Raw genomic sequence first — 25,879 nt, 5'->3', positions numbered from 1 at the left:
CGTACGCTTGCCGCGAATCGGGCTGGCTCCTCGCCTGCCCGCAATAGCCCGATGTGGGCCCCGATCTTCGAGGCTCGCCCCATGGTGGCTGCGTAAAGCCTCGGATCACCGCCCGCCCCAGCCATCGCGGGTCTCACCCCTCGGGTGGTGCGGCCCGCCGCCGGGCGGGCCTGGCGCCGAAGGCTGGCCAAGGGCCCGCCCGAGCGAGCGGGGCCGCGCGCCGCGCCGTGCGCGGCGTGCCTTGAACCCGTGGAGAAAAGTGTTACTCAGCGAGAGCTGGGGTGGTGTGCCACTGACGAAGATCGATTACGCCCGGGTCGTCGTCTTCTGTTTGAGGCGTTCGTAGGGGGTCTGGCCTCCGAGGCCGCCGTGGGGGCGATGGTAGTTGTAGTAGTCCTCCCACTCGCGCAGTCTGTCGTTGAAGACCTCGGCGTCGTCGATGATGACGCCGTCGAGCAGCCGGTAGAACTCCTCGGCGTCGATGCGGTGGGAGCGTTCGACCTTACCGTTCAGCCGCGGGGTGTGGGGCTTGATGTAGGTGTGGGCGATGCCCTTGTCCAATACGTGCCAGTGGAAGGCGGACTGGAACTCGGCCCCGTTGTCGGTCTGGATGACCTCGACCTGGAACGGCAGGCGTTGGATGACGTAGTCGAGGAATTGGATCGCGGTGGCCTGGTTCAGTTTGGGGTAGATCCGCAGCACGCGCAGGCGGGTGCAGTCGTCGATCGCGGTGAACTGGAAGTACTTGTTGCGGCCGCCACGGCGCCCCTGGGGCATGGAAGCGAGCGGCTCGATGAACTTCACGTCGATCTGCACCCGATGGCCAGGCAGTTGCTTCTCGTACCGCTTCCATCTGCGGTCGTGCCGCTTGTATCGCTGGGAGGCCGGAAGGCGGCCCATGTCCAGGCGGTTGAGGATCCGCCACACGCCCGACTTGCTGATGGCCACGTCGTGGTACCGCTTGAGGTACATGGCGATCTTCTCGGGCCCGAAGTGGTAGTTCTGCCTCAGGTAGATGATCTTTCCGACCACCTCGACATGGGTCGCGTTAGGACAGGTCTTCGGCGCCTTGGAACGGGTGCGCAGGCCCTCGACACCGTCGGCCTGATAGCGGCGGTACCAGGTGTAGTAGGCCTGCCGGCTGATCCCGAAGTACCGGCAGGACATCGCGACGTTCCCGGTGACCTCTTCGACATGGCGTATGACGGCCAGGCGCCGCTTGGCTTCACGGTCAAGCGGCGGGGTGGTGGTGGACTTCGGCATGTGGATCTCCGTAGTGGTCGGAGACCCAGGTGTCAACGATGATCGTCAGTTTTAGAGAGAGCAGGGGCATTGGTGAGCGGCGTGAACTTCCCTGCGCATGCTGGGAGGCTGCCCGTCCGGCGATCGGCCAGGCCGAGGAAGAGCACCGGCCGTGCGGTCCATCGGACGTGAGTCCTGCCGTGGTGGATGGCGACGGCACACGGCTCGGTTCGGGCCAGAGCTTCGATGTCGGCGACGTATCCACCTGTGAGCCATCCCCATGCTCCGGCGAACTCCCCTGGGTCGAGAGCTGAGGCGATTGTGCGGAGGGCAACGCGGATCCAACGCACTGCTTGGGCGGCGTTGGCGGCGTCGAACGACGCAAGCAGAACGGGGGCTTTGCCGGTTGCGGGGCTCTGTGTCCAGCACTCGCACCAGTAGCCGCAGCGGATGATGGGCGGATTGTTCATCGAGCGGTTCCTGTCGGGCGGGCCGAGAGCGTGTAGCGGGTGCTGTCGTCGAAGATCGTGAAGGTGTACGTCTCGCCGTGAGTAAGGACGGATAAGGCGCGTTCGTGTTCGACGTCGTCGCGGATCCAGTACCGGGCTGGACGGGCGGCCGGCGGGTCGAGCTGGTCGGCGATATCGCGGGCTCGGCGGCGCAACCAGCGCAGTGCCAGGCGTGGCGTGGTTGCGGGGCTGGAGCCGAGAGGGAAAGACCTGCCGTCCTGGGGCGTCCGCGCAGTGGCGTCACATCGATAACCAGTGCGAATCGGTGCAGGTTCGTGGCGGGCCGGGCCAACTTCTTCGGGTGAATCTGAGCAAGCGGCTGTCTTGCCTTGCCATCTTCTCGTATACTCGTGCATACAAGTTCCTTTGCGCTGGTAGGCCGCTATGGGCAGTGGGTTCGAGCTAGACGAGTTTGACGCCGTCGTGCGCCCGTACGGCGGGCGGCGACGTCGCGTCCAAGGCATCCAGGACGCGGATCGCGTATGCCTCGTCGGCGAGTTCGGTGACTTCTTTGCGGGTGGCCCAGCGCAGAGCGCGAGTCTCCTCACCGGTGGTGGGACTGCCGTCGATCGCTTCGCAGCGGAAGACCAGCGAGACGATCAGGCCGGTCATGTTCTTGTAGACGCCCGTCAAGGTCGCGGGGATCGCGATCTTGATGCCGGTCTCCTCCAGTACTTCGCGCTGGAGGGCGTCGGGGATCGTCTCGCCGGGTTCGAGGACGCCGCCGGGCGGTTCCCAGTGGGCGTTGTCCTGTCGCTGCATGAGCAGGGCCCGGCCTTGGTCATCGACGATGACCCCGGCGACACTCACGGAGTGCGGGCGCTCGGTACTCACGTTCCTCGGTCTCCTCGGCTGGCTAGGCTTCCCACCGTAGCAACAAAAGTCAGCCGCTCGTCTAGATACCTAAAGGAGTGGATATGCCCTCGCAGACTTCCGCCGTGCTCGGCGCCCTTGACCCCACCAGCGACCGTGCGGTGTTCCGGCAGATCGCCGACCAGCTGCGCGAAGCGATCGACAAGGGCCGGTTCAAGGAGGGCGACAAGCTGCCGTCCGAAACGGAGCTGGTCGAACACTACGGTGTCTCGCGGATGACCGTCCGCAACTCGTTGTCCGTGCTGCAGGGCGAGGGGCTGGTGGTCTCCGAGCACGGTAAGGGCGTGTTCGTCCGGCCTCGTCCCCCGGTGCGGCGGCTGGCCTCCGACCGCTTCGCGCGTCGGCACCGTCAGCAGGGCAAGGCCGCATTCACCGTGGAGGCGGAAGCTGCGGGAAGTCGGCCGGAGGTCGACAGCCTGGAGGTCAAGGAAGAGCGGCCCTCGCAGGACATCGCGACCCGCCTGGGTGGGCCGCGGAAGGTGCTTGCGCGTCGCCGCCGCTACCTGCTTGACGGGCGTCCGGTGGAGTTCGCCGTCTCGTACATCCCGCTCGACCTGGCGTCGGGCACCCCGATCGCCGAGCCGAATCCCGGTCCCGGCGGCATCTACGCCCGGCTGGAAGAGCTGGGGCACCACCTCGACCACTTTGACGAGGAGATCCGTGCCCGGATGCCCTCGCCGCAGGAGATCAGGACGCTGCGGCTGGCGGCGGGTGTTCCGGTGATCCACCTGATCCGCACCGCCTACGACTCCGAGGGGCGAGCGGTGGAGGTCTGCGACACCGTGATGGCCGCTGACGCGTACGTCCTGAGCTACCAGCTCCCGGCCACCTGACGGCCGGCGTATGGGGCGCCAACATGGCCGCCGTGCCGCTTCTCTCGACTCGTACACACCGAGACGCCTACTCGTATAGACGAGTAGGCGTCCATGTGTCATAGTGGTAGTGCTTCCGCTCTATCGGGGAGCGAAGGAGTGCAGCTTGTCTAGACGACTAGCTGTCGTTGAGAGGAGAAAGCGTTGCGTTCCATCCGTGTTGAGACCTCGTCGGCGACGATCCTGCTGACCGAGGCTCCGGAGAAGAAGGTCAAGGACCGCCGGTCGGGCGAGGTGGCCACCGATGCCGTCAGCGGCGAGACGCTGTGGACGGTCGGAGTGGTCTACATCGAGGAGGGTGAGTCCTCGCTGATCAAGGTCACCGTGCCGGAGCGCGGGATCACCGAAGGACTCGCCGTCGGGGCTCCGGTCTCGTTCGTCGACCTGGTGGCCCGGCCGTGGGAGAGCACGTTCAACGGCCAGCAGCGGCACGGGATCGCCTTCCGTGCGAAGGCGGTAGCGCCGGGCGTGATTCCGGCTGCGGCGGAGGTGGCCTGAGGCCATGTCGGACCTGACGACGCTGCTGGAGGTGGGTGGCCCCGTGACCGCGATAGCGGGTGGGGCCGCCTACGCCCGAGCCAAGCATCCTGCCGCCTACTGGTCGACGGTCGGGCTGCCGCTCTCGACGGTCCGGCTGCTCGGCTCGTACGGCTCCGTGATGGAGGCGTGCGGGCTGACGGTCGAGCCGTCCCGGTGGCGGGCCCTGGCGGTTCGGGCGACGACTCGCCGTGAGGTGCGGCCCGTGCCTCCGCGCCGGGGGCTGATCCGCCCAAACGCGACGGGACTTCGCGTCCGGCTGCGTCTGGCGCCGGGACAGGAACCGCAGGATGTCGCGGCCTCGGCCGAACGGCTGCGGCACGCCTGGGGCGTTCACGCCGTGTACGTCACGGAGGTCAAGCCGGGCGTGGTCGAACTGCGCCTGGTCGGCTTCGATGTCCTGCGGAAGGTGCGGATGCCCCGCAAGACCGGCGGCGGCTTCCTCAAGGTGCCGGTGGCACTGCGGGAGGACGCGACCGCGTACGTCCGCGACTACCGGACGATCCCGCACCAACTCACCCTCGGCGCGACGCTGTCAGGCAAGTCGATGTTCCTGCGCCACCTGGTCACCGGGCTCGCCCCGCAGCCGGTTGCGCTGGTCGGAATCGACTGCAAGCGCGGTGTGGAGCTGGCGCCGTTCGCGGCCCGGCTGTCGGGGTTGGCGACAGATCCGGAGCAAGCCGCGGAACTGCTGCCGGTGCTGGTGCGGCTGATGGAGGACCGCTACGACCTGATCAAGGCCCGGCAAGGCATCGCCCGGGGCACCCCGGACGAGGAGATCACCTCCGACATCTGGGGCCTGCCGGAAGCAGAACGGCCCGTTCCGGTGGTGCTGTTCGTCGACGAGGTGGCCGAACTGTTCCTCGTCGCCACCCGCAAGGACGAGGAGAGGCGGGACGAGATGGTCACCCAGCTCATCCGCCTCGCTCAACTCGGCCGCGCGGCAGGCATCTACCTGGAGGTCTGCGGCCAGCGCTTCGGGGCCGAGCTGGGCAAGGGCGCCACCATGCTCCGAGCCCAGCTCACAGGACGGGTCTGCCACCGCGTGAACGATGAAGCCTCGGCCAAGATGGCGCTCGGCGACATCGCCCCCGAAGCCGTAGGCGCGGCCTGCTCCATCGCGCCCGAACGGCCCGGCCTCGCGGTCGCCGGGGACACCTCCGGCGGCTGGTCCCGCATCCGTACTCCGTACCTGTCACTCGGCGAGGCGGCTGCCATCTGCCGCGCCAACGCCCATCTCGTGCCGGACGTGCGCGCGCTCGATCCGTTCCGGCCCGCTGTTCCGGCCGGGCCTGTTGACCGCCCCGTGACGCTGGTCAAGCCGCTCCCGGCGACCGAGTAACCACTCAACCCACGGTCGGCGCGACCGCTTCGCGCCACGTCCCTACCCCCGCCATGCCACAAACCGAAAGGAGGACGTGCCATGTCTCGTCCCACCGTCCGTGAGGTCGCCGATTTCCTCGCCGGCCTCAACGCACGCCGCGACTCCGAGCCCGCCACCTTCGCGGAGCTGATGGAGCGGAAGGCGGACCTGCTGGAGCGCATCGCGGCCGACCTGCCCGGCGACACCAAGACGGCCGAAGTCGCAGCACGCGCCCGTGCCAGGGCCAACCAGCTCAAGGCCAACGGCTGACCATACGGAGAGGAGAGCCAAACCATGCGTGCCTACCTGGCCCGTATCGACGCGGTCGTCGTGCAGGCGGTCATCGCTGCCTCGCTGTCCTTCGCCCACCTGCACGACATCGCCTCGGCGGCTGGACAGCACGGATGGAAAGCCTGGGCCTACCCGATCTCAGTGGATCTGCTGCTCGTCGCGGCCTGGCGGCGGCTACGGTCCGGAGGGGACAAGGCGGCCGGATGGTGCTGGTTCCTCATCGCGCTTACGGCCTCGCTCGGCGCCAACGTGGCGACCGCCGGAATGCTCGACCTCGGCGCCGTCCCGGCCTGGCTGCGGATCCTCGTCGCCGGATGGCCAGCCGTCGCCTTCCTCGGCGGCACGCTCCTGGCTCACACCCCGTCGGCGCCCACCAATCCCGAACCGGCAGATGAGCCGGTCGAGTTGGCCCGTGCCGACCAGGAGCAGGCCGAAGAACCGCCCGAACTGCCTGCTCCCGCATCCGAACCGCCTGCGGTGAAGGTCCCGGAAGCCCTGGTGAGCCACGCCCGCAAGGTCGCCGCCGACCACCGCGCCCGTACCGGAGCCCCCATCGACACTCCGACCCTCCGCGCACGCCTCGGCGTCCCCGCACACCTCGCCGACGCGATCGCCGCCCAGATCTGAGAGGAGAGATCCCATGCCCGCGAACCGCCACTTCCGCAACGTGATCCGCATAGGCCCCGTCCAAGTCGGCACCGCCTACGACAGCCGGGGCCACGAGAAACACACCGCCGCCTGTACCGCTCCGCGCTGCGGCTTCTCGGCCGACTACGACAGCCGCGCCGCCGCCGAGCTGGCCGCACGCACCCACCATTGTCCGGTCCGCTGAAAGGTCCCGCCTCGTGACCATCACCCTGCCCCTGGTCTTCGTCCTCGGCGTCATCGCCTGGGCCGCGATCAAGTTCCTCGGCATCCGCCTGTGGGCCGCCGTCGTCATCGCGCTCTTCGGCTTCTGGCTCGCCCACACCTTCCTCGCCCCCGCCGTGGAGTCCGGCACCCGCTCCGGAGTCCAGATCGTCAACGGCAAACACATCTAGACGACTAGCTGAGAGAGATCCACCGTGTTCCTGAACCCGAAGTTCCCCGAGGCTCCGACCGTCCCGACATCCGCCGTGATGCTGCCCGCCCAGCCGGCCCAGCCCGTCCAGCAGGTCCACGTTCCGGCCGCCTGCGCGTGCCAGCACACCGCCGCCCCGGTCCCGGCTCCTCGCCGTCCGGTCGCTCCGCTCATCGCCGCTGGCGCCGGGGGAGTGGCCGCCGTCATCGCCATCGGCGTCGTCCTGACCGCGCTGCTGACCGCCGTCGCCGTTGGCGCCGTCTCCGTCGCGGTCTGCGCCGTCTCCGTCGCGGTCTGCGCCGTCGTCCTTCGCTCCCTGCTCGCCGACCACAACCGCCGCCGCTGAAAGGAGGAGTTCGCCCGATGCCCGTCCGCACACCGCCGCCCGTCAAGGACCTGGCCGACCTGGCCTCGCTGGGCACCATGCCCGCCCTGCTCCGGCAACTCCGGGGCCTGGGCGGGTGTGCCCGGCCCATCCGCCTCGACGGCCACCGCACCACGGTCGACACCGCCACCGGACAGATCCTGTCCGAGCTACAGGCCGCAGACCTGCCCGCCGGTCACCTCCTGGTCCGCTGCAACAACCGCCGCACCACCCGCTGCCCGGCCTGCGCCGAGACCTACCGCCGCGACACCTACCACCTGATCACGGCGGGGCTTCGTGGGGGCAAGGGAACGAGTGACCAAGTCGCGACCCATCCGCGCGTGTTCGCCACGTTCACCGCGCCGTCCTTCGGGCCAGTGCACAACCGGCCCGACTCCGGCCGCTGCCGCTGCGGCGTCCAGCATCCGGAGGACTCGTCCGAATTGGGCACACCGCTCGACCTGGAGAGGTACGACTACGAGGCGGCGGTGCTGTGGAACGCCCACGCGGGTGCACTCTGGCGGCGCTTCTCGATCTACCTCCGCCGGGAGATCGCCAAGCGAGCAGGTCTCACGCAACGCGAGTTCCGGCACCACGCCCGCGTCTCGTTCGCCAAGGTCGCCGAGTACCAAAAGCGCGGCGCGGTCCACTTCCATGCCGTGATCCGTCTCGACGGCCCCGACGGTGGCGACACTCCGCCCCCGGCCTGGGCCACGGTTGACCTGCTCGCCGACGCCATCCGGGCTGCCGCCCAACGGGCGGAGATCCCCGGTCCGGTCGTCGACAGCCGGGCGCACGCCTTCGCCTTCGGTAGGCAACTCGACATCCGCCCGATTCGAACGGCGGACTTCGACGACGGCGCCGAGCTGACCGAACGCGCTGTGGCGGCGTACATCGCCAAGTACGCGACCAAGGGCGCCGAGACGGCCACCGGCACCCTGGACCGGCCGGTGAAGTTCCTCGCCGAGCTGGCCCGGATGGCGATCAGCGATCACGCCCGCCGGATGATCCGGACGGCCTGGGCGCTCGGCGGGCGGCGGGAGCTGGAAGACCTGCGGCTCCGCGCGTGGGCTCACATGCTCGGCTTCCGCGGCCACTTCTCGACCAAGACCCGCCGCTACTCCACCACCCTCGGCGCGCTCCGCACAGCACGCGCCGAGTGGCGACGGCTCCAAGCCGCCATCGCACGCGGTGACGAAGTCCCCGAGCCGGCCAGCGCGGACAGTGACGAGACCACGCTCGTCCTCGCTCACTGGTCCTTCGCCGGAACCGGCCTCACTCCAGGCGAGGAATGGCTTGCCATCAGCCTCGCGCCTGCCGCGCACACAGATCTCGGAGAGGAGGAGGCGAAGTGACAGAGGTATGCAGTCTCGTAGCGGTTCAGGTGGATCCGACGCTCGTCCTCCTCACCGTCGAGGAAGCCGCCCGGCGGCTGGGGATCGGGCGAACCACCTGCTACAGCCTGATCAGTTCAGGAGAGATCGAGTCCGTGACCGTTGGTCGCTTGCGCAGGGTGCCTGCCGAGGCCATCGCCCAGTTCGTGACGCGGCTCCGCGCGTCCGTCAGCTCCGAGAAAGCGGCCTGAGGGGGTTGGCCATGGCAGAGAACAAGCGCTCCCGTCAGCCCAACGGCGCGTCCTCGATCTACTTCGGGAAGGACGGGAAATGGCACGGTCGGGTGACCGTGGGCGTGCGGGATGATGGCAAGCCCGACCGGCGGCACGTCGAGCGGAAGACAAAGGCCGAGGTAACCAAGGCTGTTCGTGACCTGGAGCGCGAGCGGGACAAGGGGACGGTACGCAAGCCGGGCAAGCCGTGGACCGTCGCGGCCTGGCTGGCGCACTGGATCGAGAACATCGCCAAGCCGTCCGTGAGCGAGAACGCGTACGACGGCTATGAGGTCGCCGTGCGCGTCCATCTCACTCCGGGCCTCGGCGCGCACAGGCTCGATCGTCTGCAGCCCGAACACCTGGAGCGCTTCTACCAGAAGATGCAGGACACGGGCAGCAAGCCCGCAACCGCTCACCAGGCTCACCGCACGATCCGTACAGCCCTGGGTGAGGCGGTCCGCCGCGGGCACATCACGATCAACCCCGCGGAGATCGCGAAGGCTCCGCGGCTGGAAGAGGAGGAGATCGAGCCGTACACGGTCGACGAGGTGCAACGACTGCTCCTGGTCGCCGCAAAGGCGCCGAACAGCGCGCGCTGGGTCATCGCGCTTGCGCTCGGGCTGCGGCAAGGCGAAGCGCTGGGGCTCAAGTGGGAAGACGTAGATCTTGAAGCCGGATACATGCGCGTCCGGAAGAACCGGCTGCGGCCCAAGTACCAGCACGGTTGCGGTGACACGTGCGGGCGGAAAGCCGGGTACTGCCCTCAGCGCGAGCAGATCCGCCGGGAGACCAAGCCCACGAAGTCCCGCGCTGGGCGGCGAACGATCGGCCTACCTGACGAGCTGATCAAGCTCCTCCAGAAGCACAAGGAGGAGCAGGAGAGGCAGCGCGCGGAGGCAGTCGGCCGGTGGCAGGAGAAGGGCTACGTCTTCACCAAGCCGGACGGCGAACCGCTCGTTCCGAACACCGACTATCACCACTGGAAAGATCTGCTGAGCGCCGCGGGCGTGCGGGATGGCCGGCTGCATGACGCACGACACACCGCCGGGACTGTGCTCTTGCTCCTCGGCGTCCCCGACAGGATCGTGGACTCGATCATGGGGTGGGAGCCCGGCGGCGCGGCCCGCATGCGGGCGCGGTACATGCACGTGACCGATCCCATGCTGAAGCGGGTCGCGAAGCAGGTCGGTCACACCCTATGGGGCGGCGAGGGCGACACGGCCGACGACGCGGACTCGCAGCAGGGTCCCGACAACGTCGAATGAGACGGAAACTGAGACGGAAGATCACGAAGGCCCCGACCATGATCCGGTCGGGGCCTTCGTATGCCCTGGTGGGCGGGTGCGGAGGATACGAGATTCGAACTCGTGAGGGGTTGCCCCCAACACGCTTTCCAAGCGTGCGCCCTAGGCCTCTAGGCGAATCCTCCGCGGCAAACCTTACAAGACCCGAGGGGGTGGTAGCGAACTCGATCCTGGCTGCTCCGATCGGGTAGGCTGGGGCGCAGCCCCTCGCGTGGCGCTATCTCGCTGAACCCCCCCAGGGCCGGAAGGCAGCAAGGGTAGGTGAGCTCTGGCGGGTGCGTGAGGGGTCTTCTTCTTTTGCGGGGGATCTTCCTTGGGCTTCCGCGGGCGGCTGCCGGGGTGGCTGGGGCGGCCCGGCTGTCAGTGGGCACCGATATCGTCGTAGGCGTGTCCCTCGCTCTGTACCGCCGCTATCGGCCCGAGACCTTCGCCGAGGTCATCGGGCAGGAGCACGTCACCGGCCCTTTGCAGCAGGCGCTGCGCAACAACCGGGTCAATCACGCGTACCTGTTCAGCGGGCCGCGCGGATGTGGGAAGACGACGAGTGCGCGGATCCTGGCGCGCTGTCTCAACTGTGAGCAGGGGCCGACGCCCACACCGTGCGGCGAGTGCCAGTCCTGCCGGGATCTCGCGCGCAACGGTCCGGGGTCGATCGACGTGATCGAGATCGACGCCGCCTCGCACGGCGGTGTCGACGATGCGCGTGACCTGCGGGAGAAGGCGTTCTTCGGGCCGGCGAGCAGTCGCTACAAGATCTACATCATCGACGAGGCGCACATGGTCACCTCGGCGGGGTTCAACGCCCTGCTGAAGGTGGTCGAGGAACCGCCGGAGCATCTGAAGTTCATCTTCGCGACCACCGAGCCCGAGAAGGTCATCGGCACGATCAGGTCGCGCACGCATCACTATCCGTTCCGGCTGGTGCCCCCGGGCACGCTGCGCGACTATCTCGCCGAGGTCTGCGAGCGGGAGTCGATCCCGGTCGAGGACGGGGTGTATCCGCTGGTGGTGCGGGCCGGCGCCGGCTCGGTGCGCGACTCGATGTCGGTGATGGACCAGCTGCTGGCGGGCGCGGGCGAGGACGGCGTGACGTACGCCATGGCCACCGCCCTCCTCGGATATACGGACGGTGCCCTCCTCGACGACGTGGTGGACGCCTTCGCGGCGGGCGACGGAGCCGCTGCCTTCGAGGTCGTCGACCGGGTGATCGAGGGTGGTCATGACCCGCGGCGGTTCGTCGCGGATCTGCTGGAGCGGCTGCGTGACCTGGTGATCATGGCCGCGGTGCCGGATGCGGCGGAGAAGGGGCTGATCGACGCCCCCGCGGATGTGGTCGAGCGGATGCAAGGGCAGGCGTCGGTCTTCGGCGCGGCCGAGCTGAGCCGCGCCGCGGACCTGGTCAATGCGGGGCTGGCCGAGATGCGCGGCGCGACCTCGCCGCGGCTGCAGCTCGAACTGATCTGTGCGCGGGTGCTGCTGCCCGCGGCGTACGAGGACGAGCGGTCCACGCAGGCGCGCCTTGACCGGCTCGAACGGCAGGCGCTGGCAGGCGGCCTGGCTGCGGTGACGGCACCGGCTCCGGTCCCTCCGCCGGCCGGGCAGCCGTCCGTGGGGTACGTGCCGGAATCCGATGCACATGCCGGCGGGCCCGTAGAGGCCCGGCGGCCGGCCCCGCCGCCTCCGCCGCCTGCGGAGGAGCAACCCTCTCGTCGCACGCCGGGTGCGTGGCCGGTGGGGACGCAGGCCCCGGCGGGTGCGCAGCAGGAGGCTCCGCGGCAGGCCCGGCAGCCCGTGCCCGCGCCGTCCGCCCCGTCGGCGGCCGCCGCGCCGTCTGTGCCGTCTGTGCCGTCTGCTCCTGTCGGTGATCCGTCGCGCGTACGGCAGATGTGGCCCGACATCCTCGAGGCCGTCAAGAACCGCCGCCGCTTCACCTGGATCCTGCTCAGTCAGAACGCGCAGGTCGTCGGCTTCGACGGGACCACGCTGCAGCTCGGTTTCGCCAACCCCGGCGCGCGGGACAGCTTCGTGGGCGGCGGCAGCGAGGACGTACTGCGGCAGGCGATCGGTGATGCGTTCGGGCTGCAGTGGAAGATCGAGGCGATCGTCGATCCGTCCGGCGGTGGGAACGGCGGCGGTGCCGGTCCCGGTCCCGGAGGGCCCGGCCCGCGGCCCGTGACGCCTGGCTCCGCGTCCGCCCCGGCGCCCCGCAGGCCTCAGCCGGCGGACCCTGACCCAGCACCTCCGGCACCGTCGGCGCCCGAGGCCGCACCACCCCCGCCGCCGGAGCCGCAGCGGTCACCGGAGGCGGCCGCGCCGGAGCCGCCCCCGCCGGTCCCGATCGAGGAGGACATCCCGGAGGAGGACGACCCCGATCTCGATGACACCGCTCTGAGCGGCCACGATCTGATCGTGCGCGAACTGGGCGCCACCGTGATCGAGGAGATCACTCACGATTGACCGCTCGCGATGCGAACGGGCGGGCGCACACCGCTCGTTCCCGCGCTTCCGATCCTCCGCACGGCGTAGCGCACTCGGCCGTGCGAGCACGTAGGCTCGCCCTACCTATCGATAGCTCGATACCGATACGAACACGACGTCCGACAGGCAGGAGCGAGCCCGTGATCCCCGGTGGCGGTCAGCCGAACATGCAGGAACTGCTCAAGCAGGCTCAGAAGATGCAGCAGGACCTCGCCGCGGCGCAGGCGGAGCTCGCCGAGGCCAGGGTCGAGGGCAGCGCGGGCGGCGGCCTGGTCAAGGCGACGGTGAGCGGCGCCGGTGAGTTGGTGGGCCTGGTCATCGACCCGAAGGCGGTGGATCCTGAAGACACCGAGACCCTTGCCGATCTCGTCCTGGCGGCGGTCCGCGACGCGAATGCCTCCGTGCAGGCCATGCAGGAGCAGAAGCTCGGTCCACTCGCCCAGGGGCTGGGCGGTGGGGGGCTGCCCGGCATGCCGTTCTGATCAGAGTTGATCAGAGTTGATCAGAGTTGATCAGAGCTGGTCGGGCCCTGGTGGAGAGAAAGAAGGCATTCGGTGTACGAAGGCGTGGTCCAGGACCTCATCGATGAGCTGGGCAGGCTGCCCGGCGTGGGGCCCAAGAGCGCGCAGCGGATCGCCTTCCACATCCTGCAGGCCGATCCGGCCGATGTGCGCCGCCTCGCGCACGCCCTGGCCGAGGTCAAGGAGAAGGTGCGGTTCTGCACCGTCTGCGGCAATGTCGCGCAGGCCGAGCAGTGCCGGGTCTGCCAGGATCCGCGCCGCGATCCCGCGGTAATCTGCGTGGTCGAGGAGCCCAAGGACGTCGTGGCCATCGAACGGACGCGGGAGTTCCGCGGCCGGTACCACGTTCTCGGCGGGGCGATCAGCCCCATCGAGGGGGTCGGCCCCGATGACCTGCGGATACGCGAGCTGCTGGCCCGGCTCGCCGACGGCACGGTCACCGAGCTGATCCTCGCGACCGATCCGAATCTCGAGGGGGAGGCCACCGCGACCTACCTCGCGCGCATGGTGAAGCCCATGGGCCTGAAGGTGACGCGGCTGGCGAGCGGGCTGCCCGTGGGGGGCGACCTGGAGTACGCCGACGAGGTCACGCTCGGACGCGCCTTCGAAGGGAGACGACTGCTCGATGTCTGAGACCGCAGCACGTAACCGAAACCGCGACGCCATGACGAACCAGGTCCCGCGGGACCCGAAGAAGTCCGGCGAGCCGGACGATTTCGCGGTCCAGATCGCCGACCAGATCGAGAGCTTCATCGTTGCGGTCCGGGAGGTCGCCAAGGGCGACGAGCCGGACAGCGCGGTACCGTTCCTGCTGCTCGAAGTCTCCCAGTTGATGCTCGCGGGCGGCAGGCTCGGTGCGCACGAGGACATCGTTCCGGACGAGCGGTACGAGCCGGACGCCGGCCCGGAGCCGGACGCGGACGAACTGCGCGAGCAGCTCGCCGTGCTCCTGGAGCCGATCGACGTGTACTCGGAGGTCTTCGACCCGTATGTCCCGCGCAGCGTGCCCGTCGCCTGTCGCATCTCCGACGACCTCGCCGACGTCGTGACCGATCTCACGCACGGCCTGGCCCACTACCGGGAGGGCCGGGTGAGCGAGGCGCTGTGGTGGTGGCAGTTCTCGTACCTGTCCAACTGGGGGCCGACCGCGAGCGCGTCGCTGCGCGCCCTGCAGTCGCTCGTCGCCCACGTGCGTCTGGACTCGCCGCTGGACGCCCTCGACGGTCTGGACACCGATGAGCAGCCGGACGCCGAGGAGGATCTCGCCGAGGAGGCGGGCAAGGTGATGGCCGCCGAGATCGCCGAGCCGCTGGGGCTGAAGCGGGGCTGAGCCCGCCCGCGAGGCCCTTGCGAGGCCCTTGCGAGGCCCGTAAGTGTGACCTGGGTTACTCCTTTGTGTGTCCCGCCGCCGAGCGGGCAGGCATGTTCGCGGAGCGGTCACGGGGGCGCCGGATCCACCGCAGCAGATCATGGAGTGAGCTGCATGTCTCACAATGTGATATGCGCGGGGTGTTTTCGCGCCGCTCGTTAGACTGAGCCGACCCCATTTATCCGGGCTTCGACGTGAGCGGCAGTCGCCGCGGGCCCGGAAGAGACAGTTGTGAGGAGCGCACGTGGGCCTTGTCGTGCAGAAGTACGGCGGCTCCTCCGTTGCGGATGCCGAGGGCATCAAGCGCGTTGCCAAGCGGATTGTCGATGCCAAGAAGAGCGGCCACCAGGTGGTCGTGGTGGTTTCGGCGATGGGCGACACGACGGACGAGTTGATCGATCTCGCGCAGCAGGTATCCCCGATCCCTGCCGGACGCGAGTTCGACATGCTGCTGACCGCCGGAGAGCGGATCTCCATGGCGCTGCTGGCGATGGCGATCAAAAACCTCGGACACGAGGCGCAGTCGTTCACCGGCAGCCAGGCGGGTGTCATCACCGACTCGGTCCACAACAAAGCGCGGATCATCGACGTCACGCCGGGGCGGATCCGGACCGCGCTGGACGAGGGCAACATCGCCATCGTCGCCGGTTTCCAGGGCGTCTCCCAGGACAAAAAGGACATCACGACCTTGGGGCGCGGTGGTTCCGACACCACCGCCGTGGCGCTCGCCGCCGCCCTCGAGGCCGAGGTGTGCGAGATCTACACGGACGTCGACGGTGTGTTCACCGCTGACCCGCGGGTGGTGAAGAAGGCCCGCAAGATCGATTGGATCTCGTTCGAGGACATGCTGGAGCTGGCCAGCTCCGGCTCGAAGGTGCTGCTGCACCGCTGCGTCGAGTACGCACGCCGTTACAACATTCCGATCCACGTCCGCTCGTCCTTCTCCGGACTGCCGGGTACATGGGTCAGCAACGAGCCGCAAGGGAACCAGCCGATGGAGCAGGCGATCATCTCGGGGGTTGCCCACGACACGTCCGAGGCCAAGGTCACGGTCGTCGGGGTGCCGGACAAGCCGGGCGAGGCCGCGACGATCTTCCGGGCGATCGCGGACGCCCAGATCAACATCGACATGGTGGTGCAGAACGTCTCGGCGGCCTCCACCGGTCTGACCGACATCTCCTTCACCCTGCCGAAGACCGACGGGCGCAAGGCCATCCAGGCGCTGGAGCAGGCCAAGTCGGCCATCGGTTTCGAGTCGCTGCGCTACGACGACCAGATCGCCAAGATCTCGCTGGTCGGCGCGGGCATGAAGACCAACCCGGGTGTCACGGCGGGCTTCTTCGAGGCTCTCTCCAATGCCGGGGTCAACATCGAGCTGATCTCCACCTCGGAGATCCGCATCTCCGTCGTCACGCGTGCCGACGACGTCAACGAGGCCGTCCGCGCGGTGCACTCCGCCTTCGGTCTGGACAGCGAGAACGACGAGGCCGTCGTGTACGGAGGTACGGGTCGATGAGCGCCGCACGCAAGCCCACCCTCGCCGTCGTCGGCGCGACCGGTGCCGTCGGCACGGTGATGCTCGGCATCCTCTCCTCGCGCGAGGACGTCTGGGGCGAGATCCGGCTGATCGCCTCGCCGCGTTCCGCCGGGCGCAGGCTCGTCGTCCGCGGTGAGGAGATCGAGGTCATCGCGCTGAGCGAGGAGGCGTTCGAGGGCGTCGACGTCGCGATGTTCGACGTGCCCGACGAGGTCTCCGCGCAGTGGGCACCGATCGCCGCGGCCAAGGGCGCGGTCGCCGTGGACAATTCGGGGGCATTCCGGATGGATCCGGATGTTCCGCTGGTGGTCCCCGAGGTGAACGCGCATGCGGCACGCGTCCGTCCGCGCGGCATCATCTCCAACCCCAACTGCACGACGCTGTCGATGATCGTCGCGATGGGCGCTCTGCACGCGGAGTTCGGGCTCACCGAGCTGATCGTCTCCTCGTACCAGGCGGCCTCGGGCGCCGGCCAGCCGGGGATCGACACGCTGCGCGAGCAGCTGACGAAGGTCGCCGGGTCGAACCTGGGCACCCAGCCGGGCGATGTACGCCGCGCGGTGGGCGACTTCGGGCCGTTCCCGGCGCCGCTCGCGCTCAACGTCGTGCCGTGGGCGGGCTCGCTCAAGGAGGACGGCTGGTCCTCGGAGGAGCTGAAGGTCCGTAACGAGTCGCGGAAGATCCTCGGCCTGCCCGACCTGCGGGTCACCGCGACCTGTGTGCGGGTTCCGGTGATCACCACGCACTCGCTCGCCGTGCACGCGCGGTTCGAGAACGAGGTCACGGTCGAGCGGGCGCACGAGATCCTCGGCAGCGCGCCGGGCGTCGTGGTCAGCGACAATCCGGCCGAGGGCGAGTTCCCGACCCCCGCCGACGTCGTCGGGACCGACCCGACGTGGGTCGGCAGGGTGCGCCGGTCGCTCGACGACCCGCAGGCGCTGGAGCTGTTCGTCTGCGGTGACAACCTGCGCAAGGGCGCGGCGCTCAACACCGCGCAGATCGCCGAGGTCGTCGCCGCGGAGTTGACGGCGGCCGGCTGAATCGAGACTTCACGGGATCCGGGAGGTTCCGTGAAGATGTTGTGACGAACTCGATGAGGCGTCCGCTTGATGCGGATGCTCTCCGTGTTCGACAATGCGCTCCCTGCCTACTGCAACCGACAGTTGGCGGGGAGCGTCTCTGTGTCAGTGCCCTGCTCTACCGTGCTGCCATACGCGCATTGGGTAGAGCGAATATTCACGGATGTTCAGGGCATTGGGGGTGAGTTGGATCGCATGGGGATTTCTGTCGACCTGCCGGATGAGGCGGTCGGTGCGTACAACCCTGCCGGGGGGAAGCGTGTCCAACAGTCGTGGCAGAAGTACTCGGCATCGAAGCAGCCCTGGGATCTCCCTTGGGGGCATCCCTGCGGCGGGCTCCGTCGGGCGGCCTGCCCGTGATCGCCCCATGGCCCGTCGCCAAACTGCCCGCCGAAGCCCGGGGCGCTGACAACGCGATGGCCACGGGCACGACGGTCGATCACCTCACCGAGACCTACCGGGCCCATTACCGGTCCCTCCTCGGCCTTGCCGCGCTGCTCCTGGACGACCTTGCCTCGTGCGAGGACGTCGTCCAGGAGGCGTTCATCCGCGTCCACTCGGCGCGCGGCAGGGTCCGCGAGCCCGAGAAGACGCTGGCGTACCTGCGGCAGACCGTCGTCAACCTCTCGCGCTCCGCGCTGCGCCGCCGCATCCTCGGCCTGAAGCTGCTCTCCAAGCCGATGCCGGACATGGCCAGCGCCGAGGAGGGCGCGTACGAGCAGCTGGAACGCGACCAGTTGATCCGCTCCATGCGCGGCCTGCAGCGGCGCCAGCGCGAGGTCCTCGTGCTGCGCTACTTCGCCGATATGACCGAGTCCCAGGTCGCCGAGACGCTGGGCATATCCATCGGCTCCGTCAAGGCATACGGCTCGCGCGGCATCGCGGCGCTCCGTGTCGCCATGGAGGCGCCGGCATGACTCACTTCTTCGACCCCGATGGCATGGCTGACGAACACCGCGAGAACGACCACGACTTCGACGAGCCGGCGCTGCGCCGTCTGCTGCACGACGCAGTGCGTGACATCGAGCCCCAGCCACAGGCGCTGAACCGGCTGCGCCAGGCCATTCCCGCGCGCCGGGCACGGCGCCGCCAGGCGATGGTCGGGGCGGCAGCCGGCGTCCTGCTCGTCGGCACCGCCGTACCGGTGCTGGTCCACACGGCGACCGGCGGCGGCCTGGACACCGCCAATACCACCAATGCCTCGGCCAGTCAGACCATCGGCACCGGCCGCGGCGGCCAGGGCGGCAACGAACTCGGCGGCGACTCAGGCGCCGCGGCCGGGACCCTCGGCAGCGACAGCGGCGCAAGCGGGGCGACCGGCGGCGGCAAGCCGTCCGCGAGCGCGTCCGACGCCTCCCCCGGCACCGGTGCGGCGCCGTCCGGCACGCTCGCCGCGGCACTCCCGCTCTGCGCCCGCGCCCAGCTCGGCAACGGCAGCGCACAGACCGCAGTGCCCGATTCCCAGGGCCGCGTCTACGGCTCGTTCACGGTGCTCAACACCTCGAACATCAGCTGCACGGTGGCCGGCGGAGACCAGATCACCGTCGCTGGCGAGGGCGGCACCGACGCCTCCAAGATCCGGGTCGTGGACCACACTGCGGGCGACCCGGCCACCGGGCTGCCCGGCTCGGCGGCACTGCCGCTCATCCTCGCCCCCGGCAAGGGCTACAAGGTGGAGTTCGCCTGGATCCCGGCCGCGGGCGGCGGCACCACCGGCTGCTCCAGCGACACAGGCGGCGGCACGACTTCCGGCGGCACGGGCGGTTCGTCCGGCTCCGGTGCCACGACCACCGCCGGCGGCACCGGCACCACCGGCGGGAGCACCACCGGCAGCAGCGGCTCCACCTCTACCAGCAGCACGTCGCAGAACACGCCCACCGACGCGGGCTCACCCTCCGCCACCCCCGCAGGCGGTGACGCAATCTCGCTCTCCGACATACCCCAGCAGGGCGGGCCCGCCGTCGCCTCCACCAGCATCGGCGGCGCCTGCGCCGGCACGGTCTACAGCTCGGAACCGGTGGCCGCCACGCCGTAAGGCCGCCTCCTCGTCCCGCCACCGAGGGGGGCGGGTCCGGACGGCAGTCCCGCCCCCCGTACCGTTGATGCGTGTACCGGTTCCTGCTGACCCCCCGCTGGCTGGGGCTCACGCTGCTCGCCGTGCTCGCGATTCCGTTCTGCATCTTCATGGGCACCTGGCAGCTGAGCCGGTTCGACGCGCGTGTGGCCGCCCACCAGGCCGCCGAGAAGGCACCCAAGCCCGGCACTGCGCCTGCGATCCCCCTGCACGACGCGCTGGCGAGCGTCGGCGCACAGGTCACCCAGACGACGTCGGGACGGAACATCACGGCGACGGGCACGTACGACGCCGCGCACCAGTTCCTCGTCCCCGGCCGGGTGCTCGACAACAAGAACGGGTTCTACGTCCTCACGCTGCTGCGTACGAGCGGGGGCGCGTTGCCCGTCGTGCGCGGCTGGCTGCCGGGCAACGCCTCCACCGCCACCGCCGGGAGCGTGCCGCCGGCACCGGTCGGCAAGGTCTCGGTGACCGGTGTGCTGCAGGCGCCGGAGAGCGAGGGCAGCGACGGCGTCGACACCTCGGGCACGCTGCCGTCCGGCCAGCTGGGCATGATCAGTGCCGCGACCCTGGTGAACCTCGTCCCGTACCCCGTCTACGACGGCTGGATCACGCTTGACCAGGCCACCGCGCCGATGAGGCCCGTCCCGCCCCAGGCCGCGCCGAACACCGGCCTGGACATGCAGGCGTTCCAGAACCTGGGCTACACCGGCGAGTGGTTCGTCTTCGCGGGCTTCGTCGTCTTCATCTGGCTCCGGTTGGTGCGCCGCGAGGCCGAGGTCCAGCGTGACCTGTCCCTCGGCCTGATCCCGGCGCCCGGCGAGGGGGACGACGCGGACGAGGCCGGTGACGGGGCACAGGCGCGGGACGCCGCCTCCGTCACGTAGCCGGTGCGGCCGTCATACCGACGTGCCGTTGCGCGAAGGCCAGCATCGGCCGGAGCTCCTTGATCCGTTCCTCGACGACGAGCGAGCCGTGTCCGGCGTCGTACCGGTATACCTCATGCACCTTGCCGAGGCTTTCGAGCCGCTTGACGTAGTTCTCGATCTGCCGGATCGGGCAGCGCGGGTCGTTCATCCCCGCCGAGATGAACACCGGCGCCTGCACCTTCTCGACATACGTGAGGGGTGACGACGCGGCGAACCGCTCCGGGACCTCCTGCGGCGAGCCGCCGAAGAGCGTGCGGTCGAGCGCCTTGAGCGCGTCCATCTCGTCCTCGTACGAGGCCAGGTAGTCCGCCACCGGCACCGCGGCCAGGCCGACGGCCCACGCATCCGGCTGCGTCCCGAGCCCCAGCAGCGTCAGATAGCCGCCCCATGACCCGCCGGCGAGCACCAGCCGCGCCGGGTCCGCCAGCCCCGAGGCGACGGCCCACTCCCGCACCGCCGCGATGTCCTCGAGCTCGATCAGCCCGACGCGGTGCTTGAGCGCGTCCGTCCACGCGCGGCCGTAGCCGGTCGAGCCGCGGTAGTTGACGCGTACGACGGCGAAACCGTGGTCGAGCCAGGCCGCGGGTTCGGCGGCGAAGGCGTCGCTGTCGTGCCAGGTCGGGCCGCCGTGAATGTCGAAGACGGTCGGGAAGGGCCCGGATCCGGCCCCGGAGCCGGAACGTAGCGGACGCTGGACGAGGGCATGCACCCGGCCGCCCGGCCCGTCGACCCAGACGTCCTCGACGGGTATCGAGGCAGGCGCGCGGAGCCCCGGCGGCTCCAGGACGACCGAGCCGGACGCCGACCGCACCTGCGGCGGCTGCGCGGCCGACGACCACAGGAACTCCACGTCGCCGCTGGGCCGTGCCGTGGCGCCGCTGATCGAACCGGTCGGCGTCTCCAGCCGCGTCAAGGCGCCCGAGACGATGTCGTACCGCCACAGCTCGCTGCGCGCCTGAAAGGTGTGGTCGACGAGGAGCGCGGAAGCATCCGGATACCAGTCGGCGCTGACATCGCCCGGCAGGTCGATCACGAGCTCCCGCTCCTCGCCGGTCGCGGTGTCCCAGATCATCGGCTCCCAGCGTCCGCGCCGCTGGTGCCCGACGAGCAGCCGCGCATCGCCCGCGACGGGCGCGAAGCCCAGGCACTCCAGGCCGGACTCCTCGGTTCCGCCCGCGGTGTCGTCGAGCTCCGCGACGGTCGAGCCGTCGAGCCGGACGACGCGCAGTGCCGGGTGCATGGCGTCGCCGTGCTCGGTGTGCTCGATGACGATCAGTGTGCCGTCCTCCGAGAGTCCGCCGACGTCGGCGGACTGCTCGTGCCGGTAGATCTCCACCGGCTCCGCACCCGGCCGTACGACGTGGATCGTGGTGCCCTCGGCCTCCGTCGACCGCCCGATGACGGCGGTGCCGTCCCGTCCCAGCGCGATGCCCGCGGGGTAGGAGGGCTCCAGGCCCGGCACCGCGGGCTCGGCGTCGCCACCGGCTGTGCTGCTCCCACCCGGCCTCCCGGCGAATGGCTGGCGCATCCATATCCCGAACTCGTCGCCGTCGGTGTCCGAGAACCACCACACCCACTCGCCGTCCGGACTGAGCGTCCCCTCGGTCGTACCGTGCGGCCGGTCCGTGACCTGGTGGTGCGTGCCCGTCGTACGGTCCCACGCATACAGCTCGTAGGTCCCCGATGCGTTCGACACGTACAGCGAGCGGTGCGGCGCGTCCTGCGCCCACTCCGGAAGCCCCACCCTCGGCGCGCGGAATCGCTTCTCCCATTCCGGCATGCCGTGCATGACATCATTCATGCCGTCCATTCAAACGCGCCGGACGTGCCCGCCGTACGCCTACCGGCCATCAGATCGGATCACGGCTGCGGCCGGAACCTCGGCGGCCCAGCGTGCCTGTACGCGTGCGGATGCGTCATGCGAGGCTATGCCAATGCCGTCGCCCACTCAGATCGCTCTGCGCCGAGTCCCTCATCCGCTGCGCCCGTTCCTGGTGCGGCACCGCAAGCTGGTGAAGTTCCTGCTGGTGGGGGGAACGTGCTTCGTGCTCACCATGGCCGTGAACTACGGTCTGAAGCTCACCGTGCTCAGCGCGAAACCGGTGACCGCACTGATCGTCGCGACGACCGTGGCAACCGTCGTCTCCTACGTCCTCAACCGTCAGTGGTCCTTCCGCTCCAGCGGGGCGCACCACCGCGAGCTGGTGCTCTTCCTCGTGGTGAGCGCGCTGGCCATCCTCGTCAACGCGATTCCCCAGATGGTCGCGGAGTACGTCTTCAACCTGCGAACCCCGTATGTCAGCAGGACGACCCAGGAGATCTCCGACTTCCTCAGCGGGATCATCCTGGGCACCCTGCTCGCGACGGGCTTCCGCTGGTGGGGGATGAAGCGATGGGTGTTCACCCACCGGCCGGACGGGGTCGCGGCCTCGTCCTCCGACGCCCAGGCGCCCGAGCCCTCGTCGGAGCCCGTCGGCTGACGGGCCCGAACCGGACTGCTGCGCAGGGCAGTCGACCGCAGAGGGCGACTGCTGAGGGCGACTGCTCAGGGCAGGTGACCACCTGGCCGGCTGCGGCCGCGCAGCCCGGGCTGACGCGGCTTCGTACGATCTGCGACGCCTGGATCACCTACCTGGAGCGCGAACGCGGTGCATTTCCCGGCGGCTGCCTGTTCACCACGGCGTCGGTGGAGTTCGATGCGCGGGGCGGGCCCGTACGCGATGCCATGGCCCGGCTGTTCGCGCTCTGGCGGCGGCGTCTCGCGTCGGACGCGCGTCATGCGGTCGCGGTGGGCGAGCTTCTGGCGGACACCGATCCGGATCAGGTGGTCTTCGAGCTCATCGGCTTCTGTATGAGCCTCAACCAGGCGATTCAGCGCTTCGGCGACCCTGCGGCGCCCGACCGCGTACGGCGCGCGCTCGATCGCCTGCTGTGGCTGCGGGGGCATGGCAAAGGGGCCGACGGGCGGGCCGGCGACCCCCGCCCGGAATCGCGTTCCGTGAAGGGAAAGTTACGCAGGGTACTGCCGTCGCGGCGGTCGCCCGGCCGTCACTCGGCGCTCGCTTCAGCGGACCGGGAAACTGAACGTGTATCCCTGGGACTTGAGCCACGGCAGAAGTTGCCGGAGCGCTTCGAAGGTCTGAGAGCGATTGCCGCCGCCGTCGTGGAACAACATCGTCGGGCCGTTCCCCAGCTCGTACTTGACGGTGTTGACGATGGTGCTGACGCCCGGCCTGTAGAAGTCCCTGCTGTCGATGTTCCAGCCCAGCGGGCGCATTCCGTGGATTGCCGCGACGTGGCGGCTGTACGGTGTGAACGCGCCGCCCGGAGCCCTGTAATACATGGGGGCGACGCCGCCGGAGGCCTGCTGGATCATACGCGCGGCGTCCAGTATCTGCGACTTCTGGTAGGCCTCGGGGCTGTGGTCCATCCGGGTGTTGTGCGACACCGTGTGGTCGCAGAGCCGGTCGCCGTCCGCCACGATCTTTTCGACGACGGCGGGGTTCGCGGTCGCGTGCGGGCCGATCATGCAGAAGGTCGCATGGGCGCCGTTGTCCTGAAGGACCTGCAGTATCTTCGGCGTCCAGACCGGATCCGGGCCGTCGTCGATGGTGATGTTGACGGCCTTGCCGCCGCTTTCCGCGGCGTGCGTTATCTCTGCGCTCACCCTTGCCGGGAGCGTGCCCTTGTGCGGCATGGCGGCCTTGGTCGCGCCCGGCCGTTTTCCCGCCGCGGCGGACACGTGCCGTCCCGTCCCACCTGTGTATGCGAACCACACACAGGTGAGCAGACCTGCTGCGGTCAGTGCGACGGCCCAGCCTGCAACGACCCGGCCGTTCACTGGCCGATTGCCAGTCCACACTGCAACCGATTCTCCTGCCTGTTCCGGAATCCCGCCAGACGAGACGGAATTGACAAGTAGCGGAATGCGTGCAGCAGTTGTGTCATGTGCGGGCCGTTGGCTCCGTCACGAGGCGACGGGCGTTACGACCTGGGCGAATGCGGCCAGACACGGCCGGCACCATCGCTCGTGCGGCGGTTCCAGTTGCTCTTCGGGCGGTGTTGGTGAGGCATGGGCCATATCGCGTCCGCACAACGCAACTGCGCCGTGGCGGGGAACGACGTGCCATTCGACAACGACATCCCCGTCGTCGTGAGCGGACGTAGCGCGCATCTCGTGCATCCCGGCCCTCCTGGCTTTCCCGAAGCTGGAGCAGGACTGCGGACACCACATCAACCCGGTCTCCCGGGTTATCGCCGCTAGAGAAAATCGTAGGCTCGCCGGGCCGGGGTCGCACGGCGACCGCGGATGCCGGTTCGCCGACGCCACAATTCCCCTGGGCAGCCAGGGAATTCGGGCCTCGATTACCGTGCGTCGTATCCCGGCTCGTAGGGCGGGTTCCAGAGTTCGACGACGGGAAGGTCCTGGCGGTTGGGGTCGACGGCTCGCGCGACGCGGACCTGGACGCCGGCCGAGACCGCCTCCGGGGGCGAGCCGACGACCCTGCAGACCACGGTGAAGCCCTCGGCCATGGAGACGACCGAACGGTTCTGGGCCATGGGTGCGTTGCGGCGGATCACGACGCCGATGCCCTCGCTGCGCTCCCAGTCGAGGTCCGTGGAGGCGCAGGTGGGACAGAGTGAGCGGCGGAAGACGGGGGTGTGACACCAGCGGCAGCGCTGGAAGTACAGTTCGCCGCCTGCGGATTGGCCGCATCCGGAGGCGTTCCGGTCGGCGGGCCCTGCGGGCCCTGCAGGCTCGGTCGTGCGGGTCGTGCGGGTCGTCGCGGGGGACTCGGCGGGCTCGGCGGACTCGGCGGACTCGGCGGACTCGGTGGCGGTGGCCACGGTTCCTGCGTGGAGCATGGCATCTCCCTCCTGTGGGCATCCGCTCAGGAGGTTATGGCACTGCGTGCCCGCAAGTAAAGGCACTGAGTGTCAATCGTTACCGAGGGTCGACTCGATGTCGCGCACGACCCGCCACATGGGGGTCCTGCGCTTGGTGATCACGACCACCACGTCCTCCGCCTCCTGCGGACCCCCGGACGGAGCGCCCTCGCAGGTCCAGGCGCGGCGGACGTATTCGAGCGCCTCGTCGACGCCCGCGGTGGCGTCGCCCTGGCCTCCGGAGCGCAGCCAGGAGCGCAGCGCGTTGTTGTGGGCGGCGACGACGGCGGCCGAGACCACCTCCGCGCGCAGGTCCCCGTCGGGACGGTCGGCGAAGCGTTCGCGCAGGTAGGCGGCGAGGGTGCGCTCGTAGCGCCAGACGACGGAGAGCTCGTAGTGGCGGAGCCCGGGCACCTGCTTGGTGAGCCGGTAGCGCTGAACGGAGAACGTCGGATTCTCGGCGTACATGCGCAGCACGAGGCGTGCGGCGTCGCAGACGCGCAGGATGGGGTCCTCGTCGTCGCTGCCCGAGTCGAGGAACTCGGTCATGTCGGCGAGGCAGCGCTCGTGGTCGGGGAAGACCACGTCCTCCTTCGACGGGAAGTACCGGAAGAAGGAGCGCCGGCCGACACCGGCCAGCGCGACGATGTCGTCCACGGTGGTCTGCTCGAACCCCCGCTCAAGGAACAGCTGGAAGGCCGCCGCGACCAGCGCGTCGCGCATCGTCGGCTTCCCGCTGTCGTTCTCGTTCTTCTGGCTCCGCCGGCCTCGGCCGCCCACCTGACTCATGAACCGGAACCTAACACCGGTCCGGGCCGCATCCACGACTGGCGGCGAGTGGCACCGAGTGTGCATACTTCAGGGTACTGAGTGTCATCAGCATCGTCGCGACCGTGGAGTGGAGTGCCCGTGCCCGCCGTGGACCAGGATTTCGATCTTTACCGGCTGTCCGAGGAGCACGAGATGCTCCGGGAGACGGTG

27 protein-coding genes, 1 tRNA gene, 1 other RNA gene and 1 pseudogene are annotated in these 25,879 nt (G+C 69.4%); 23 read left to right on the top strand and 7 right to left on the bottom strand.

Translation table 11 applies throughout. The features are described 5' to 3' along the window. Positions 1–306: 306 nt before the first annotated feature. Positions 307–1,263 (bottom strand): IS481 family transposase, encoded by a 957-nt coding sequence (locus tag NGB36_RS28715; RefSeq protein WP_255923489.1) that lies wholly within the window; start codon positions 1,261–1,263, stop codon positions 307–309. 890 nt (positions 1,264–2,153) lie between these two features. Continuing rightward, on the bottom strand, positions 2,154–2,561 hold the full coding sequence (locus NGB36_RS28705; protein ID WP_255923527.1) for an NUDIX hydrolase: 408 nt from the start codon (positions 2,559–2,561) through the stop codon (positions 2,154–2,156). 107 nt (positions 2,562–2,668) lie between these two features. Here NGB36_RS28705 and NGB36_RS28700 point away from each other — a divergent pair, with 107 nt between their 5' ends. From NGB36_RS28700 to NGB36_RS28650, 11 genes are all read left to right on the top strand, one after another. Then, on the top strand, positions 2,669–3,457 hold the full coding sequence (locus tag NGB36_RS28700) for a GntR family transcriptional regulator (RefSeq protein WP_255923487.1): 789 nt from the start codon (positions 2,669–2,671) through the stop codon (positions 3,455–3,457). A gap of 183 nt (positions 3,458–3,640) precedes the next feature. Continuing rightward, positions 3,641–3,994: an SCO3933 family regulatory protein gene (locus NGB36_RS28695; RefSeq protein ID WP_255923486.1), complete on the top strand. Its 354-nt coding sequence runs from the start codon at positions 3,641–3,643 to the stop codon at positions 3,992–3,994. Between the two features lie 4 nt (positions 3,995–3,998). Continuing rightward, entirely contained in the window at positions 3,999–5,375 is a 1,377-nt protein-coding gene (locus NGB36_RS28690; protein WP_255923485.1) for an FtsK/SpoIIIE domain-containing protein, read from the top strand. Between the two features lie 81 nt (positions 5,376–5,456). Next, positions 5,457–5,666 carry a hypothetical protein gene (locus tag NGB36_RS28685; protein WP_255923484.1) on the top strand — a complete coding sequence of 70 codons (210 nt, stop codon included), beginning with the start codon at positions 5,457–5,459 and terminating at the stop codon, positions 5,664–5,666. Between the two features lie 24 nt (positions 5,667–5,690). After that, positions 5,691–6,314 carry a DUF2637 domain-containing protein gene (locus tag NGB36_RS28680; RefSeq protein ID WP_255923483.1) on the top strand — a complete coding sequence of 208 codons (624 nt, stop codon included), beginning with the start codon at positions 5,691–5,693 and terminating at the stop codon, positions 6,312–6,314. A 13-nt stretch (positions 6,315–6,327) separates the two neighbouring features. Then, a complete protein-coding gene (locus NGB36_RS28675; RefSeq protein WP_255923481.1) occupies positions 6,328–6,519 on the top strand; it encodes a mobile element transfer protein in 192 nt (63 codons plus the stop codon). Positions 6,520–6,532: 13 nt separating this feature from the next. Beyond that, positions 6,533–6,727, top strand: coding sequence for a hypothetical protein (locus NGB36_RS28670; protein WP_255923480.1), 195 nt, complete (start codon positions 6,533–6,535; stop codon positions 6,725–6,727). A gap of 24 nt (positions 6,728–6,751) precedes the next feature. Beyond that, on the top strand, positions 6,752–7,093 hold the full coding sequence (locus NGB36_RS28665; protein WP_255923479.1) for a hypothetical protein: 342 nt from the start codon (positions 6,752–6,754) through the stop codon (positions 7,091–7,093). Positions 7,094–7,110: 17 nt separating this feature from the next. Then, positions 7,111–8,466, top strand: coding sequence for a replication initiator (locus tag NGB36_RS28660; protein WP_255923478.1), 1,356 nt, complete (start codon positions 7,111–7,113; stop codon positions 8,464–8,466). A 29-nt stretch (positions 8,467–8,495) separates the two neighbouring features. After that, complete coding sequence (locus NGB36_RS28655) at positions 8,496–8,696, top strand: helix-turn-helix domain-containing protein (protein WP_255923477.1); 201 nt, start codon at positions 8,496–8,498, stop codon at positions 8,694–8,696. 11 nt (positions 8,697–8,707) lie between these two features. Next, the gene (locus NGB36_RS28650) at positions 8,708–9,985 is read left to right on the top strand and encodes a tyrosine-type recombinase/integrase (protein ID WP_255923476.1); all 1,278 of its coding nucleotides are present in this window, start codon (positions 8,708–8,710) and stop codon (positions 9,983–9,985) included. 79 nt (positions 9,986–10,064) lie between these two features. On the opposite strand, the gene NGB36_RS28645 is transcribed toward NGB36_RS28650, so the two are convergent. Next, positions 10,065–10,149: transfer RNA gene (locus tag NGB36_RS28645), tRNA-Ser, on the bottom strand. Between the two features lie 73 nt (positions 10,150–10,222). Here NGB36_RS28645 and ffs point away from each other — a divergent pair. From ffs to NGB36_RS28595, 10 genes are all read left to right on the top strand, one after another. Further along, positions 10,223–10,319, top strand: an RNA gene (ffs, locus tag NGB36_RS28640) — signal recognition particle sRNA small type. Between the two features lie 92 nt (positions 10,320–10,411). After that, positions 10,412–12,481, top strand: a complete 2,070-nt coding sequence (locus NGB36_RS28635) for a DNA polymerase III subunit gamma and tau (RefSeq protein WP_255923475.1) — start codon at positions 10,412–10,414, stop codon at positions 12,479–12,481. 161 nt (positions 12,482–12,642) lie between these two features. Next, positions 12,643–12,984 (top strand): YbaB/EbfC family nucleoid-associated protein, encoded by a 342-nt coding sequence (locus tag NGB36_RS28630; RefSeq protein WP_255923474.1) that lies wholly within the window; start codon positions 12,643–12,645, stop codon positions 12,982–12,984. Positions 12,985–13,056: 72 nt separating this feature from the next. Continuing rightward, positions 13,057–13,656 carry a recombination mediator RecR gene (gene recR / locus NGB36_RS28625; protein ID WP_255923473.1) on the top strand — a complete coding sequence of 200 codons (600 nt, stop codon included), beginning with the start codon at positions 13,057–13,059 and terminating at the stop codon, positions 13,654–13,656. 31 nt (positions 13,657–13,687) lie between these two features. Beyond that, entirely contained in the window at positions 13,688–14,353 is a 666-nt protein-coding gene (locus NGB36_RS28620; protein ID WP_255923526.1) for a DUF5063 domain-containing protein, read from the top strand. 283 nt (positions 14,354–14,636) lie between these two features. Beyond that, positions 14,637–15,908: an aspartate kinase gene (locus NGB36_RS28615; RefSeq protein WP_255923472.1), complete on the top strand. Its 1,272-nt coding sequence runs from the start codon at positions 14,637–14,639 to the stop codon at positions 15,906–15,908. Next, positions 15,905–16,969: an aspartate-semialdehyde dehydrogenase gene (locus NGB36_RS28610; protein WP_255923471.1), complete on the top strand. Its 1,065-nt coding sequence runs from the start codon at positions 15,905–15,907 to the stop codon at positions 16,967–16,969. The genes NGB36_RS28615 and NGB36_RS28610 overlap by 4 nt, the downstream gene beginning before the upstream one ends. A gap of 311 nt (positions 16,970–17,280) precedes the next feature. Then, entirely contained in the window at positions 17,281–17,925 is a 645-nt protein-coding gene (locus NGB36_RS28605; protein WP_372509553.1) for a SigE family RNA polymerase sigma factor, read from the top strand. Continuing rightward, positions 17,922–19,043: a hypothetical protein gene (locus tag NGB36_RS28600; protein WP_255923469.1), complete on the top strand. Its 1,122-nt coding sequence runs from the start codon at positions 17,922–17,924 to the stop codon at positions 19,041–19,043. The genes NGB36_RS28605 and NGB36_RS28600 overlap by 4 nt, the downstream gene beginning before the upstream one ends. Before the next feature lie 71 nt (positions 19,044–19,114). Further along, positions 19,115–19,969 (top strand): SURF1 family protein, encoded by an 855-nt coding sequence (locus NGB36_RS28595; RefSeq protein WP_255923468.1) that lies wholly within the window; start codon positions 19,115–19,117, stop codon positions 19,967–19,969. On the opposite strand, the gene NGB36_RS28590 is transcribed toward NGB36_RS28595, so the two are convergent. Continuing rightward, positions 19,962–21,812, bottom strand: a complete 1,851-nt coding sequence (locus tag NGB36_RS28590) for a S9 family peptidase (protein ID WP_255923467.1) — start codon at positions 21,810–21,812, stop codon at positions 19,962–19,964. The two genes, NGB36_RS28595 and NGB36_RS28590, sit on opposite strands and share 8 nt — an antisense overlap. Before the next feature lie 133 nt (positions 21,813–21,945). Between NGB36_RS28590 and NGB36_RS28585 the strand changes: the two genes are divergently transcribed. Next, positions 21,946–22,491, top strand: a complete 546-nt coding sequence (locus tag NGB36_RS28585) for a GtrA family protein (protein WP_255923466.1) — start codon at positions 21,946–21,948, stop codon at positions 22,489–22,491. Then, positions 22,404–22,871 (top strand): annotated as a pseudogene (locus NGB36_RS33930) (TetR family transcriptional regulator C-terminal domain-containing protein); the annotation flags it as partial. The gene NGB36_RS28585 and the pseudogene NGB36_RS33930, both read left to right, overlap by 88 nt. 204 nt (positions 22,872–23,075) lie before the next feature. Here NGB36_RS33930 and NGB36_RS28575 read toward each other — a convergent pair. The 3 genes from NGB36_RS28575 to NGB36_RS28565 form a co-directional block, all read right to left on the bottom strand. Next, positions 23,076–23,753 carry a polysaccharide deacetylase family protein gene (locus NGB36_RS28575; protein WP_372509552.1) on the bottom strand — a complete coding sequence of 226 codons (678 nt, stop codon included), beginning with the start codon at positions 23,751–23,753 and terminating at the stop codon, positions 23,076–23,078. Positions 23,754–24,376: 623 nt separating this feature from the next. Beyond that, on the bottom strand, positions 24,377–24,877 hold the full coding sequence (locus NGB36_RS28570; protein WP_255923465.1) for a Zn-ribbon domain-containing OB-fold protein: 501 nt from the start codon (positions 24,875–24,877) through the stop codon (positions 24,377–24,379). 72 nt (positions 24,878–24,949) lie between these two features. Beyond that, positions 24,950–25,621: a TetR family transcriptional regulator gene (locus NGB36_RS28565; RefSeq protein ID WP_255923524.1), complete on the bottom strand. Its 672-nt coding sequence runs from the start codon at positions 25,619–25,621 to the stop codon at positions 24,950–24,952. Positions 25,622–25,879 lie beyond the last annotated feature (258 nt).

The organism is Streptomyces humicola (assembly GCF_024436035.1).
GTDB lineage: Bacteria > Actinomycetota > Actinomycetes > Streptomycetales > Streptomycetaceae > Streptantibioticus_B > Streptantibioticus_B humicola.
This window is presented reverse-complemented; position numbering and strand designations above follow the sequence as displayed.